This is a genomic window from Sphingomonas sp. 2R-10, assembly GCF_030062225.1.
Classification (GTDB): domain Bacteria; phylum Pseudomonadota; class Alphaproteobacteria; order Sphingomonadales; family Sphingomonadaceae; genus Sphingomonas.
In genome coordinates, this window is sequence record NZ_JASCXF010000019.1 from 1 (window position 1) to 14005 (window position 14005).

At 67.6% G+C, this 14005-nt stretch carries 16 protein-coding genes; 10 read left to right on the forward strand and 6 right to left on the reverse strand.

Annotated elements, in window-relative coordinates; genetic code table 11:
• Positions 1-2324: M16 family metallopeptidase (locus QLH51_RS10250; RefSeq protein WP_283514544.1), on the reverse strand; the 2324-nt coding region annotated here is incomplete at its 3' end.
• Positions 2325-2428: 104 nt separating this feature from the next.
• Positions 2429-3148 carry a Crp/Fnr family transcriptional regulator gene (locus QLH51_RS10255; protein WP_125654412.1) on the reverse strand — a complete coding sequence of 240 codons (720 nt, stop codon included), beginning with the start codon at positions 3146-3148 and terminating at the stop codon, positions 2429-2431.
• A 142-nt stretch (positions 3149-3290) separates the two neighbouring features.
• Here QLH51_RS10255 and QLH51_RS10260 point away from each other — a divergent pair, with 142 nt between their 5' ends.
• The 7 genes from QLH51_RS10260 (at position 3291) to QLH51_RS10290 (ending at position 7897) form a co-directional block, all read left to right on the forward strand.
• Positions 3291-3863: a NifU family protein gene (locus QLH51_RS10260; RefSeq protein ID WP_125654410.1), complete on the forward strand. Its 573-nt coding sequence runs from the start codon at positions 3291-3293 to the stop codon at positions 3861-3863.
• On the forward strand, positions 3863-4453 hold the full coding sequence (locus QLH51_RS10265) for a malonic semialdehyde reductase (protein WP_206428776.1): 591 nt from the start codon (positions 3863-3865) through the stop codon (positions 4451-4453). Before QLH51_RS10260 ends, QLH51_RS10265 begins: the two co-directional genes overlap by 1 nt.
• A gap of 8 nt (positions 4454-4461) precedes the next feature.
• A complete protein-coding gene (gene tsaB / locus QLH51_RS10270) occupies positions 4462-5079 on the forward strand; it encodes a tRNA (adenosine(37)-N6)-threonylcarbamoyltransferase complex dimerization subunit type 1 TsaB (protein WP_125654406.1) in 618 nt (205 codons plus the stop codon).
• A complete protein-coding gene (locus QLH51_RS10275) occupies positions 5076-5558 on the forward strand; it encodes a GNAT family N-acetyltransferase (protein WP_125654404.1) in 483 nt (160 codons plus the stop codon). Before tsaB ends, QLH51_RS10275 begins: the two co-directional genes overlap by 4 nt.
• Before the next feature lie 422 nt (positions 5559-5980).
• Positions 5981-6394: a MucR family transcriptional regulator gene (locus tag QLH51_RS10280; RefSeq protein WP_125654402.1), complete on the forward strand. Its 414-nt coding sequence runs from the start codon at positions 5981-5983 to the stop codon at positions 6392-6394.
• 346 nt (positions 6395-6740) lie between these two features.
• Positions 6741-7163 (forward strand): Fur family transcriptional regulator, encoded by a 423-nt coding sequence (locus tag QLH51_RS10285; protein WP_125654400.1) that lies wholly within the window; start codon positions 6741-6743, stop codon positions 7161-7163.
• Between the two features lie 2 nt (positions 7164-7165).
• The gene (locus QLH51_RS10290; protein ID WP_206428775.1) at positions 7166-7897 is read left to right on the forward strand and encodes a lysophospholipid acyltransferase family protein; all 732 of its coding nucleotides are present in this window, start codon (positions 7166-7168) and stop codon (positions 7895-7897) included.
• Positions 7898-7939: 42 nt separating this feature from the next.
• Here QLH51_RS10290 and QLH51_RS10295 read toward each other — a convergent pair whose 3' ends face one another.
• Positions 7940-8866: a Gfo/Idh/MocA family protein gene (locus QLH51_RS10295; RefSeq protein ID WP_125654397.1), complete on the reverse strand. Its 927-nt coding sequence runs from the start codon at positions 8864-8866 to the stop codon at positions 7940-7942.
• A gap of 60 nt (positions 8867-8926) precedes the next feature.
• On the reverse strand, positions 8927-9682 hold the full coding sequence (locus tag QLH51_RS10300) for a competence/damage-inducible protein A (protein ID WP_125654395.1): 756 nt from the start codon (positions 9680-9682) through the stop codon (positions 8927-8929).
• Between the two features lie 64 nt (positions 9683-9746).
• Here QLH51_RS10300 and map point away from each other — a divergent pair, with 64 nt between their 5' ends.
• Positions 9747-10571: a type I methionyl aminopeptidase gene (gene map / locus QLH51_RS10305; RefSeq protein ID WP_125654393.1), complete on the forward strand. Its 825-nt coding sequence runs from the start codon at positions 9747-9749 to the stop codon at positions 10569-10571.
• Positions 10572-10634: 63 nt separating this feature from the next.
• On the opposite strand, the gene QLH51_RS10310 is transcribed toward map, so the two are convergent.
• Positions 10635-10928, reverse strand: coding sequence for a hypothetical protein (locus tag QLH51_RS10310; RefSeq protein WP_125654391.1), 294 nt, complete (start codon positions 10926-10928; stop codon positions 10635-10637).
• Positions 10929-11134: 206 nt separating this feature from the next.
• Positions 11135-11509 (reverse strand): DUF3592 domain-containing protein, encoded by a 375-nt coding sequence (locus QLH51_RS10315; RefSeq protein WP_164516047.1) that lies wholly within the window; start codon positions 11507-11509, stop codon positions 11135-11137.
• A gap of 235 nt (positions 11510-11744) precedes the next feature.
• Here QLH51_RS10315 and QLH51_RS10320 point away from each other — a divergent pair, with 235 nt between their 5' ends.
• Together QLH51_RS10320 and glnA are read left to right on the forward strand one after the other, a co-directional pair.
• Positions 11745-12083, forward strand: a complete 339-nt coding sequence (locus tag QLH51_RS10320) for a P-II family nitrogen regulator (RefSeq protein ID WP_055759592.1) — start codon at positions 11745-11747, stop codon at positions 12081-12083.
• 90 nt (positions 12084-12173) lie between these two features.
• Positions 12174-13586: a type I glutamate--ammonia ligase gene (gene glnA / locus QLH51_RS10325; protein ID WP_125654387.1), complete on the forward strand. Its 1413-nt coding sequence runs from the start codon at positions 12174-12176 to the stop codon at positions 13584-13586.
• Positions 13587-14005 lie beyond the last annotated feature (419 nt).

Below are 14005 nucleotides of genomic sequence, written 5' to 3' on the forward strand. Positions count from 1 at the left end.
GGCGGGGTGGTGGCGGCGCTGCGCGGCGCCATCGCGCCGATCGTCGTGGTGACCGCATCGATCGCCGCCTGTTGCGTGACATCGCCGAACACCTGCACCTCGACCGGGCCGGAGGCGAGCAGCGGCGCCCACAGCGCCTTGAACGCCTGCGGGGTCAGCGCCTCGATCTCCTTGCGGTCGGGCGTGCCCCAGCGCGGATCGCCCGCGTGGAGCAACGCGTCGAGATCGCGCGCCATCACCCCGTCGGGCGAGGCGCCGAGCGCGTCGTAGCTGGCCAGCATCACCGCGCGGGCGCGGGCGACCGGTGCCGGGTCCCATGCCGGCGACTGGAGCTTGGCTGCGATCAGTTTCAGCTGGTCGGTCAGGTCGGCGGCGGTCGTGATGCCCGACAGGGTGAAGGCATCGTCGCCCATCCCGAACGACAAGCCGATCTGCCGCCCGCCGGTCAGCCGGTCGAGCTCCTCCTGCCCCAGCACGCCCTTGGGCGTCTGGATGCCCGAGGCGACCAGCGCGAGGTCGGCGGCGAAGGCCGGGGTGCGGCGATCGGTCGGCAGCGCGTTGACGCCACGGCCGAAGCGGACGCTGACATAGACCTTCCCCGTCTCCGATTCATTGGGGAAGAGCAGCAGCGACGACCCGTTGGCGAAGTCGACGCGTTCGACCGGCGGATCGGCCAGCGCCATGCTGCGCTGGGTGATCGTGCCGGGCTTGCCGAGCGGAGCCAGCCGGTCGAATCCGATCGCCCCCTGCCCGCCGCGCCGGGCCGCGCTGCCCGCGATCTTTTCCGACAGCGCGGCGGTCAGCCTGGCCTGCGCCGCCGGATCGGGGGTGCGGGTGTTGACGATGGCGCGGGTGGCGGTGCCGTCGAACACCTTCTTCGTCGCCGCCTGTACGCGCGCGGGGGTGAAGAACTTCTTCGTCACCGCGCCTTCGAAGATGCGCAGCGAGGTTTCGGGACCGGCCACCGTCTCGCGGATGTCGGTCGCGGAGATGAGGTTGTCGGCCAGTAGCGCCCCGGCGGTCACGGGCGCGGTGCGGACCTCGTTTTCCATGCCCGCGCGGATTTCGGCGACCTCGCGGTCGATCTCCGCCTGGGTCGGGGGGGTGCGCATCGCGTCGGCGATCGACTGGCGGACGTCGCGCAATGCCGCCGCCCAGTCGTCGCCCAGCGGGAGGATCGACAGCTGGGTGATGTTGGCGGATCGCGACACGTCGTCGAGGTTCGCACCCGCAGAGATATAGCTGCCCCCGGCGCGCGCGCGGCTTTCCAGCCGGCGGTTGAGGATGCGCAGCGCGATCTGGTCGATCATCCGTTCCTGGTTGAACAGGATCGTGTCGTCGCCGACGGTCCATGGCCGCAGGACCGCCATCTGGACCAGCGTCGGCATGGTCGGTTCGCTGACCGCCGCCGCGACCGGTTCGTTCGCCTTGGGCGCGCCGAATTTCGGGTCGGCGGGACCCGGGCCGGTGCCGGTCCAGGCGGAGAAATGCTTCTTCACCATCGCTTCGAGGATGGCGGGATCGGCGTCGCCGGCGATGACGATTATGGTGCGGTCGGGGCGGTACCAGCGGTCGTGGAACTTCTTTACGCTGTCGGCGGTCGCGGCCTGGAGCGTTTCGACGTTGCCGATCGGCGAGCGGTCGGACAGCGGCTGGCCCGCGAAGAACAGCTTGCGCACCGCATCGCCGAAGCGGACCTGCGGCCCGGGTTGCTCGCGCTGTTCAGAGAGGACGACCGGCCGTTCGGCGTCGAGCGCCGCCTGGCTGAGCGTCGGTTCGGCCATCATGCCCGACAGGATCTTCATGCTCTCGTCCAGCCCGGTGGGCGTCGCCGAGGGCAGGTCGAGCTTATATACGGTCTGCGTAAAGCTGGTCGAGGCGTTGCTGTCCGAACCGAACGTAACGCCCAGACGCTGCCACACCCGTTTCGATTCGCCGTCGGGCACGTGCACCGATCCGCGGAAGCTGAGATGTTCGATCAGGTGCGCGAAACCGCGCTCGCTGTCGGTTTCCATCAGCGAACCCGCGCCGATCGCGACACGGATCGCGACCTGCCCCGGCGGCACGCCGTTCCTGCGCACGGCATATTTCAGCCCGTTGGGCAGCACGCCGTACATCCACGACCGGTCGGGCGGAATATCGCTGCCCCTGAACAGCCACGGCGTGTCGGGCCCCTGCGCCACCGGTTCGAGCGGCGGCAATTGCCGGGCGGGAGCCGGCGACGCGGGCGCGGGCGATGCGGGCGGGGTCTGCGCGGCGAGCGGCGCGGCGATCAGGGCCAGGGTCGTGAAGCCACCCGTGGCCAGTCGATACAGGGATGCCATGGGCCAGGGTGTAGCGTCGTTGCAACGCCGCGACCAGTATCGACGGGATGACGGAAATATAAAGCTGCGAAGCGGCGTGCGTTCAGCCCCCGCTCAGCTTCGCGCTACCGTTCCTCGCGCCGCAGATAGAGATAGGAATCGTCGAATTCGGCCAGCGACCGCAAGCCGGCAAGGTCGTTGATCGACACCCGCCGTCCGCGGAATTCGACCAGCCCGCGTTCGCGCAGTTCGCGCAGCGTGCGGTTGACATGCACCGGGGTCAGCCCGGTGCAGTCCGACAGGCCGGCCTGCGTCAGCGGCAGCGCGAAGCCGGTGCCGTCGACCTCCCCGATCAGCCCCAGCCGGACCTGCAACTCGCAGATCAGGTGCGCGATACGCTGGATCGCGGTGCGCCGGCCCAGCGACAATTCCCATTCGCGGTGGATCGCGGCGTCGAGCGCGGTCAGGAACCAGTAGACCCGTGCCAGATGCGGATGCTTTTCGGTGATCTCGGTCAGCCTGGCATGCGGCACCAGCACCACGCGGCACGGCGTCAGCGTCATGACATTGTGGTCGAGCTGTTTCAGCGAAAAGCTGTGCAGGTCGAGAAAGTCGCCCGCGACGTGCAGTTCGGTGATCTGCCGTTCGCCGCCCGGCAGATCCTTGTACCGGTACATCAGCCCGTCGAGCAGCAGCGTGCTGGAATACAGCCGTTCGCCCGCGCGGATGCAGGTGTGGTTCGCAGGCAGGTCGCGGACCTCGCCCAGCGACGCCCGGATGACCGCTTCTTCCTCCGGCGAGATCGTGTCGCGTGCGCGCAGCTTCGCCAGATGCGTTTCGATCACCGGTCGTCATCCCCCTTGCCAGATCGTTACGGCTGGTAACGCAGCGCAGCGACGGAGGCAACGCGGCCATGCCGACGGGGCAACGCAGCGTTTCCGGCGGGCCGCCCTTGATCCCCCGTGCCCATGCCGCCACATGGGCGACATGTTGATCGAAACCGAATCCACGCCCAATCCGGCGACGCTGAAGTTCCTGCCGGGGCAGGTCGTCATGGATGCGGGCACCCGCGATTTCGCGAGCCCCGAGGAAGCGGAGGCATCGCCGCTCGCCACGCAGCTGTTCGCACTGGGTGACGTGGTCGGCGTGTTCTTTGGCCGCGACTTCGTGTCGGTGACCAAGGCGCCGGGCAGCGAATGGGCCGACCTGAAACCCGATGTGCTGGCGCTGCTGCTCGACCATTTCGGTGGGCGGATGCCGTTGTTCCACGCCACCGGCAGCGCCGGCTTCTCGGTCCCGGCGGAGGACAGCTTCACCGACGACCCGCAGGACGCCGACATCATCGAACAGATCAAGGAACTGATCGAGACGCGCGTGCGCCCCGCGGTCGCCAATGACGGCGGCGACATCGTCTATCGCGGGTTCGACCAGGGCAAGGTGTACCTGCAGTTGCAGGGTGCCTGTTCGGGCTGTCCGTCGTCCAGCGCGACGCTGAAGAACGGTATCGAGCAGCTGCTGAAATATTATGTCCCCGAAGTCACGGAGGTTCGTGCAGTCTGATGCCCAAGCTCGACGACCAGGCGCTCGACACGCTGTTCCGCACCGCCCGCACGTTCAACCATTATACCGGCCGGCCGGTGGACGACGCGACGCTGCACGCGATCTGGGACCTGATGAAATGGGGCCCGACCAGCGCCAACCAGCTGCCCGCACGGATCGTGTGGTGCACATCGCAGGACGCCAAGGACAAGCTGGCGGCCTGTGCCACGGGTGCCAATCCCGACAAGATTCGCGCCGCGCCGGTGACGGCGATCGTCGGCATGGACATCGAGTTTCACCAGCACCTGCCCGAACTGTTCCCGCATACTGATGCCAAGTCGTGGTTCGAGGGCAATGTCGAATTGCGACGGGCGTCGGCATTCCGCAATTCGTCGTTGCAGGGTGCGTATCTGATCCTTGCCGCGCGTGCGCTGGGGCTGGATACCGGGCCGATGACGGGGTTCGATGCCGGCGCGGTGGATGCGGCGTTCTTCGCCGACACGCCGTCGGTCCATGCCAATATGATCGCGACCGTGGGATATGGCGATCCCGCCAGCCTGCACCCGCGTTCGCCGCGTCCCGATTTCGCCAGGTTCAACCGGATCGCCTGACGCCGATCGTGCGCACGCTCGTCATCGAAACCGCCACTGCCGCCTGTTCGGTCGCGCTGATCGAGGACGGCGTGGTGATCGCGCGCGAGCATGTCGTGGTCGGGCGCGGCCATGCCGAACGGCTGGTGCCGATGATCGCCGCGCTGCCGGATAACGGCCGCGCCGACGCGATCCTCGTCGATTGCGGGCCGGGCAGCTTTACCGGCGTGCGCGTCGGGCTGGCGGCGGCGCGTGGCCTCGGCATCGGCTGGGGCGTGCCGGTCAGCGGCTATTCGTCGCTGGCGTCGATCGCGGCGGCGGCGCTGGCCGAGGCGCCGGGCGACGCGATCGTCGCGGTGCTGGACGGCGGCCATGGCGAGGTGTTCCAGCAGGCGTTCGATGCCGACCTGATCGCCGACGGGCCGGCGGTGTCGCGCAAGCCTGCCGATGCCGTCGCCGCGCTGCGCGGACGCCGCGTAGTCGGACAGGGACTGGCGCGGCTGCGCACGGTCGATGCCGCCCTGCCCGAGTCCAGCCGCCTGCCCGACGCCGCCTACGTGATGCTGCTGCCCGAAGCGCTGCGCACCCTGCCCCCCGCCCCGCTGTACGGCCGCGCACCCGATGCGGTGCCGAGCGTCCGCGCATGAGCGACACCCGCGACGCCATCGTGATCGGCAACGGCACCGCCGCCGATATCGCGGCGGTCGATGCGGTGATGCAGGCGGCGTTCGAGCCGCGCTTCGGCGAAGCGTGGACGCAGGCGCAGTGCCTGGGGATGCTGTCGCTGCCCGGCGTGTGGCTGACGCTGGCGCACGACGCCGAACTGCTGGTCGGCTTCGCGCTGACCCGCGCCATCGCCGACGACGCCGAATTGCTGCTGCTGGCGGTGCGGCCCGACCATCGCGGGCGCGGCATCGGCCGCGCGCTGCTGCGCCGGGCGATCGCCGACGCGCAGACGCGGGGCGCGGCGCGCCTCTGTCTTGAGATGCGCGCGGGCAACGATGCCACGCGACTATATGCCGGCGAGGGCTTCGTCCGGCACGGCGAGCGGCGCGATTATTATGCCGGGCGCGGCGGCGAGCGGTTCGATGCCCATACCTATGTGCGGCCGATCCCGCTGGTCTAGCGCGTGATGACGTCAAACGTAACCGTTCGTACCGAGTAGCCGCTGAGCTTGTCGAAGCGGCGTATCGAAGGACCGCCACGGGTGCGTCGATACGGGCCTTCGACAAGCTCAGTCCCTACTCAGCACGAACGATCCTACTTCAAGTCGTCAAACTCCGGCGCGGATCGACGGTTGCCGCAGCGGCCGGATCGCTCCCCTTCCCGACGGGCTGCCTTCGCACCCTCGCCTGCGCGGGGATACGGCAGATCGGGGCGGACGGTTCGACGTTCGCTGAGGCAGCCCGTCACGCGGGAAGAAGGCCTGCCGGATGGCGCCCGATCGCCCCGCCGGTTCCAAAAAAGCCGCATATAATGTTGCGCGACGTCCGGTCAGCGTCGATAGCGGGGGCGGCCAACGTACCGGCCGCGTATACGAGGAAGATTATGGATATGCCCGCCAGGCGCGAGGATACGCTCATCGCCCTGACCGCCGACATCGTCGCCGCCCATGTCGGCAACAACAACATCGACGTGGGCGAGATACCGACCCTGATCCGCGAGGTTCACGGTGCGCTCGCCACGCTGGGCACGCCCGCCGACGAACCCGCCGCCCGCCCCGAACCGGCGGTCGCGATCCGCGCGTCGATCAAGCCCGACTATATCGTCTGCCTCGAGGACGGGCGGAAGCTCAAGATGCTCAAGCGCCATCTGATGACGCACTTCAACATGACGCCCGAGCAATATCGCGCGAAGTGGAACCTGCCCGCCGACTATCCGATGGTCGCGCCCAACTATGCCGAGCAGCGCCGGACGCTGGCCAAGCAGATCGGGCTGGGGACGCAGCGCCGAAGCGCGTGATCCGGGTGCGGCGCGGTCAGGGTTTCGTCCATCCCGATTGAAACGGACGTCATCGCGGCGAAGACCGGGATCTCCCGGTGATAGCACGCAGCAGGAGCCGATGGAGACCCCGGCCTTCGCCGGGGTGACGGTTTCAGGCAGCCGGATCAGCCTTTGTCGTCACCCCGAGCCAGGCCCGGGGTGACGACAAGCCTGTGCATGTCGTGCCGGCCCGAGCGGTCGTTGGAAAACTTGCGAAAAAGCGCGTTTTGCCGCGACGCGTTTCCAAAGGGAATCTTAGCGGCTTTCGCTGGGCGGTCGGGCGCGCTAGAACGCGGTCACCGCCAGTCTGGACGTACAGGAATTCATGCCCCGCAAGATCGATCTCGAAGCGCTGTGTCACCAAAAGGGGCTGCGGATCACCGAGCAACGCCGGGTGATCGCCCGCGTGCTGTCCGAAGCCGACGACCATCCCGATGTCGAGAAGGTGTACGAGCGCGCATCGGCGATCGATCCGGGCATCTCGATCGCGACCGTGTATCGCACGGTGCGGCTGTTCGAGGAGGCCGGCATCCTCGACCGGCATGATTTCGGCGACGGGCGCGCGCGCTACGAACCCTCGCCCGAGGCGCATCACGACCACCTGATCGACGTGGAAACCGGCCGGGTGATCGAGTTCGTCGATCCCGAGCTGGAACTGTTGCAGAAGCAGATCGCCGAGCGGCTGGGCTTCCGCCTCGTCGACCATCGCATGGAACTCTACGGCGTCAGCCTCGACCGCAAGGACTGACGATGTCCCTGCCCGCGCGGCTACGGATGACAGCGCGGGCGGGCAGGATGCTGGCGGCGCTGCTCGGCTATCTGGTGCTGCACGGCAGCTGGCGGCTGGTCGGCGCGCGATCGCCGTGGCCGCCGCGCTTTCTGGGGGCGATCGCGCGGATCGTCGGGGTGCGGGTGACGGTCGTCGGCACGCCGGTGCCGCGCGACGTGCTGTACCTGTCTAACCATCGCAGCTGGATCGACATCCTCGCCATCGCCGGGGCCAGCGGCAGCGCGTTCGTCGCCAAGGGCGAGTTGCGCGACGCGCCGCTGGTCGGGTGGCTGTGCACGCTGAACCACACGCTGTTCGTCGATCGCGGCGACCGGCTGGGCGTCGCGCGGCAGATCGATACGCTGCGCCAGGCGCTGCTCGCCGACCATCCGGTCACCGTGTTTCCGGAAGGGACGACCGGCGCGCCGGGCGAGCTGCTGCCGTTCAAGGCGGCGCTGCTGGGCGCGATCGACCCGCCGCCGCCGGGGTTGCAGGTGCAGCCGGTCTATCTCGATTACGGCGACGCGCACGAGGTGACGTGGCTGGGCGACGAACCGGGCACGACCAATGCCGCGCGGGTGCTGGCGCGCGCCGGGCAGATCGGGCTGACGATCCATTTCCTCGCGCCGTTCGATCCGGCGGGCTTGGGGCGGAAGGCGGTGGCGACGCGGGCGCGGGCGGCGATCGCGGGGGCGATGGCCGGAACCGCCTAGCCGATCGTCACACCGGCGCAGGCCGGGGTGACGACCTGGCGTCTACTCGCTGAAATCCCCGACCGTCACCCGCCGCCCGAGCAGGAACGCGTCGTTGACGTGGACGAACGGCGACAGGTCGACGTCGCTCTTCCGGTCGCGAAGGCATTCGGCAAAGCGGCGGTAGAGCCGGGCATATTCCGCCTCGTCACCGACATCGACCGCGACGCCGTCGACCGCCATCCGCGACGCGCCCAGCGACAGGGTGAGGTGGCCGGCATCGGTCTCGACATCGATGTCCCACGTCTGCGGTCCGGTCTGGTCGAAGTCGAATTCGACGCGGACGGGCACCCCCGCGGTATCGGTGAAGTCGAGATCGGCGGCGATCGGCGCGTCGCGGTTGGCGGGGAAACGCAACTCGGCGGCGTCGAGCAGCAGGGCACGCGGCAGGATGTGGGTGATGACCGACAGCGCGTTGATGCCGGGGTCGAACACGCCGATGCCCGGTTCCCAGATCCATGCCTGCCCCGGATGCCAGACGCGCACGTCCTCCTTCCAGTTCACCGCGACGCGGCGGATGGTGCGCTGCGCCAGCCATTGCCGTGCAGGTTCGACCGCCGCCGCCTCGCGCGAATGCCAGGTCGCGAACAGCACCTTGCCCGCCTGCTCCGCCGCACGTGCGAACGCCTGCGCCTCCGAAAGCGTGGCGGCCGGCGGCTTTTCGATCATCACGTCGAGGCCGTGGTCGAGCGCCTGCTGGATCAGGTTCAGCCGGCCACGCGGCGGGGTGCAGATCGATATCGCCTGCACGTCGGGCATCGCCGCCATCATCGCGTCGATCGTCGGGAAACCGGGAACGCCGTCGGGCGCGGCATGGCCGGTGACGGCGGCGACCAGCTCGAAATCGGGGCTGGCGGCGATATGCGGGATATGCTGGTCGCGCGCGATCTTGCCGATACCGGCCAACGCGATGCGGGTCGGGTTAGCCAACGTCGCTCTCTCCTGAAATTATTTGTCCGACATAACGCGCGGACCCGCGGTCGGCAAGCGTCAGATACCGCCCGCCACCGGGTCGCGCCCCGCCGCCTGCAACTGCGCCGCCAGATCGGCGATACAGGCGTCAACGACCGCCGGATCGGTCGCGCGAACGACGAAGTTGGCGCCGGTACGCCCTTCGCGGAAGAACGGGTAGCTGCCGATCGCCACGCCGTCATGCGCGCGCTCGACGGCGCGCAGCAGTTCGGCGACCTCGCTCTCGCCCACCCAGCAGCCGAGCGTCGCCGAGACGACCGGGCGTCCGCCCTCCAGCGTGCCGGTCAGGCTGTCGAGCATCGCCGCGGCGATATGGGGCACGCCGGCCATGATGAAGATGTTCGCGACATGGATGCCCGGCGCCCCGGACATGCGGTTCTCGATCAGCGCGCCGCCCTGCGGCACCCGCGCCATGCGCAGCCGCGCGTCGGTCAGGCCGCCGCGGGTCTGGTAATAGGCGTCGAGGATCGCGCGCGCCTGCGGATGGATGACGACCGGCACGCCGAGCGCCGCCGCGATCGAATCGACGGTGATGTCGTCGTGCGTCGGGCCGATGCCGCCGGTGGTGAACAGATAGTCGTTGCGCGCACGCAGGGTGTTCACCGCCTCGACGATCGCATCCTCGCGGTCGGCGACGACGCGCACTTCGGCGAGGCGGATGCCCTGTACGTTCAGCCACGTCGCCAGCTGCGCGATATTGCGGTCCTGCGTCCGGCCGGACAGGATTTCGTCACCGATGACGATCAGGGCGGCGGTCCAGATGCGGTCAGTCATGGGTGGCGGCATAGCGCGGCGCCGCGCCCTCGCCTAGCGCCGCATCCTCGCCTATATGGCGGCGATGACCGAATATCAGACCGTCACCGCCGACATGCCGCTGGCCCGGACCGGCGCGATCAAGCTGCACGATGCCGCCGGCTTCGAAGGGATGCGCCGCGCCGGCCGCCTCGCCGCGCACATCCTCGACGAAATAACGCCGCACGTCGTGCCGGGCGTCACCACCGCCGAACTGGACGCGATCATCTATCGCCTGATGCGCGAGGGCGGCGCGGTGCCCGCCACGCTCGGCTATCGCGGCTATGCCTATTCGACCTGCATCTCGATCAACCATGTCGTGTGCCACGGCATCCCGTCGGACCGGACGCTGAAGGACGGCGACATCGCCAATATCGACGTCACCCCGCTGCTCGACGGGTGGCATGGCGACAGCAGCCGCACCTATCTGGTCGGCGACGTGCCGATTAAGGCACGCAAGCTGGTCGACGTCACCTATGAATGCCTGATGCTGGGCATCGAACAGGCGAAGCCCGGCAACCGGATGGGTGACGTGGCCCACGCGATCCAGCGCCACGCCGAGGCGCATCGCTATGGCGTCGTCCGCGATTTTTGCGGCCATGGCCTCGGGCAGCTGTTCCACGACGCGCCGGAGGTGATCCATGCCGGCCGTCCCGGTACGGGGCCGGAGCTGCGGCCGGGCATGTTCTTCACCATCGAACCGATGATCAATGTCGGTCGGCCCGACGTGAAGATGCTCGACGACGGCTGGACCGCGGTGACGCGCGACCGGTCGCTGTCGGCGCAGTTCGAGCATTCGATCGGGATCACCGAGGATGGGTGCGAGATCTTCACGCTGAGCCCGAAGGGCTTCACCAAGCCGCCTTACTGAGCGCGGGGAACGGTCATTGCCCTATCGCAGATAGCCGACCAGCCCGGCGAAGCCGCCACACGCCTACAACCCGGCGTTGACGCCGGCGAATACCATCACGCCGGTGGCCGTCGCCATCGCCCGGTTGATGAGAAGCGAAGACACGACAGGCGACAGCGCCGCTGCGATCAGCAGCGGCGCGTTGATGCCGAAGATCATGCTGGTTCCGGCCCCGCCAACGCCCAGACCCAATCCACCTTCCACAAACACCACCGCGCCCTGAATGTCGCCGGGGGTCAGTTCGCGGCGTCCGATCGAGCGGGCCTTATACACGCGGCCCGTGCTGGGAAAAGCGGTGGCGGCCCCGGTTCCGGACACGCTGCTGCCGCGGAACGATGGTCGGGGAACCCTCGGCAAGCGGACGCCGAACCCGACACCGCCACCCAATCCGCCATAATAGAAATGCCGGGTCCGACCGGAAGGATCAGCGAGGCACAAGGTGCCGCGCGATGCCGCGACAAACCCGATACCCACGGCTCCGCCAGCACTGGTGGCATATTGCCATGCGCTTTGTTCGAGTTCGATCAGGCCATTCCCTTCCTGACCAGCAATCCTCCCACCAGAAAACCGGCGCCCAGTACCACGAACACGATGACACCTGCCCAGACGCTTCCTATCGTATCGATCGACGGACCGATCCGGGGGCTTCGGGGATCGTATCGTACCGATACGCTGTCGCCGACGGCATAGCCGCCGATCCATCCCTTGCCGGGGAAGGTCACCATGTTGCCCTTTGCCGTGGCGAAGCGGACGACCGGGTGGCTACCGCCATGCGGCGTCGCGACCACGGTTCCGGCGACAACCGATGTGTCCTGAAGATAGCGGTACACGCCGAACGCCTGCACCACCGCAACGACCAGCAGCACACCGCCGGCGAAAGCGAAGAAGATTGCTCTCAACTCCGGTCTCCGTCGTAGCCTGGACGGAAAATTGCGGCATGGGCAGCGCCTGTCAACCGACACACGCCCCTGCCCGAAAAACCGGCACCCTGCCCCTTCTGTGGGCAATATCGACAGTCCCGGCCAAATCCCCGATGATCGTATCCGAGGCGAATCGCCGGTTGGCACGGTAATTGTTTAACAGGATGCAAACGGCCCGTCCGGGCCGGCACGTCCGAGGGGATCGGCAAGGCGCATGAAGAAGATCGAGGCCATCATCAAGCCGTTCAAGCTGGATGAGGTGAAGGAAGCGCTGCACGAAGTCGGCGTGAGCGGCATCACCGTGACCGAGGCCAAGGGCTTCGGCCGGCAGAAGGGCCATACCGAACTGTATCGCGGCGCCGAATATGTCGTCGACTTCCTGCCCAAGGTGAAGCTGGAGGTCGTGGTCGAGGACGGTCTGGCCGAGCGCGTCGTGGAGGCGATCGCCGCCGCCGCGCAGACCGGCCGGATCGGCGACGGAAAGATTTTCGTCATTCCGGTCGAGACCGCCTTGCGCATCCGCACCGGTGAGCGCAACGACGACGCGATCTGACGCAGCGCAGCAATATTTCGAATCGAGGGGCGTTCCGGGGCGTTTGATTGCGCCGGATCGCGGGGTTTAATCCAGAAAGGGCAGTTTCCGATGGCTATTACCGCCAGCACCATCCTGAAGCGGATCAAGGAAGAAGAGATCGAGTGGATCGACCTGCGCTTCACCGATCCCAAGGGCAAGTGGCAGCACCTGACCATGGTCGCGTCGATCCTGGGTGAGGACGAACTGACCGACGGCCTGATGTTCGACGGGTCGTCGATCGAGGGCTGGAAGGCGATCAACGAGTCCGACATGGTGCTCAAGCCCGATCTGGACGCGGTCTATACCGATCCGTTCTCGGCGACGCCGATGCTGGTCATCTTCTGCGACGTGGTCGAGCCGTCGACCGGCGAACTCTATGCCCGCGATCCGCGGTCGACCGCGAAGCGCGCCGAGGCGTATCTGAAGACCACCGGCATCGGCGACACCGTCTATGTCGGGCCGGAAGCCGAATTCTTCATGTTCGACGACGTTCGGTTCGAGAACAGCTATTCGACCAGCTATTACAAGATCGACGACATCGAGCTGCCGGGCAATTCGGGCCGCGAATACGAAGCCGGCAACATGGGCCACCGCCCGCGCGCCAAGGGCGGGTATTTCCCGGTCGCCCCGGTCGACAGCGCCGTCGACATCCGTGGCGAGATGGTGTCGACCATGCTCGAAATGGGCCTGCCGTGCGACAAGCACCACCACGAGGTCGCCGCCGCGCAGCACGAGCTGGGCCTGACCTTCGGCACGCTGACGACGACCGCCGATCGCATGCAGATCTACAAGTATGTCGTGCATCAGGTCGCGCACGCGTATGGCAAGACCGCGACGTTCATGCCCAAGCCGATCAAGGAAGACAACGGATCGGGGATGCACACCCACTTCTCGATCTGGAACGGCGGCAACCCGCTGTTCGCCGGGGACGGCTATGCCGGCCTGTCGGACATGTGCCTGTATTTCATCGGCGGCATCATCAAGCATGCCAAGTCGGTGAACGCGTTCACCAACCCGACGACCAACAGCTACAAGCGGCTGGTCCCGGGGTACGAAGCGCCGGTGCTGCTCGCCTATTCGGCGCGCAACCGGTCGGCATCGTGCCGCATCCCGTACGGCACGGGTCCGAAGTCGAAGCGCGTCGAAGTCCGCTTCCCCGACGCGATGGCCAACCCCTATCTCGCCTATGCGGCGCTGATGATGGCGGGCCTCGACGGCATCCAGAACAAGATCCATCCGGGCGAGGCGATGGACAAGAACCTGTACGACCTGCCGCCGGCAGAGCTGGCGCAGGTGCCGACGGTGTGCGGTTCGCTGCGCGAGGCGCTCGACAGCCTCGAGGCGGATCACGACTATCTGCTGAAGGGCGACGTGTTCTCGAAGGACCAGATCGAGGCCTATGTCGAGATCAAGCGCGGCGAAGTGGCGCGGTGGGAAATGACCCCGAGCCCGGTCGAGTATGATATGTACTACAGCGCCTGAGGTTGCCGTGCCGGCAACCGGTGGCACGCAGGCGTGCCACAGGCGCTGTCGGCCGGCTTCGCCGACCCGGCGAGGACCGACGACGTGGCTCTGCCACGTCGCGCGAGATGGAGGGGCGTCGGGCGTTGGTCCCGGCGCCTTTTCTTTTGGGTTGTTCGGAAAATTGCCGCCACGGTCCGGCTGCACTGCGCGGTACAGGCCGACACCATCGCCGTCACGCCGCACTTCGGGTCGAAACCTCTGCGAAAGCCTTCGATCCGTACCCCGGCGAAGGCCGGGGCGAGGTTGGGGGGCATTGGCACGATGCGGAAAAGCCTTTCCAACCGGACCCCGGCCTGCGCCGGGGCGACGTCCCGATTATGAAGGCGGGTGAAGTGTCCTGCCCTCGCGATGCCCCACCGACACACAACCGTCACATC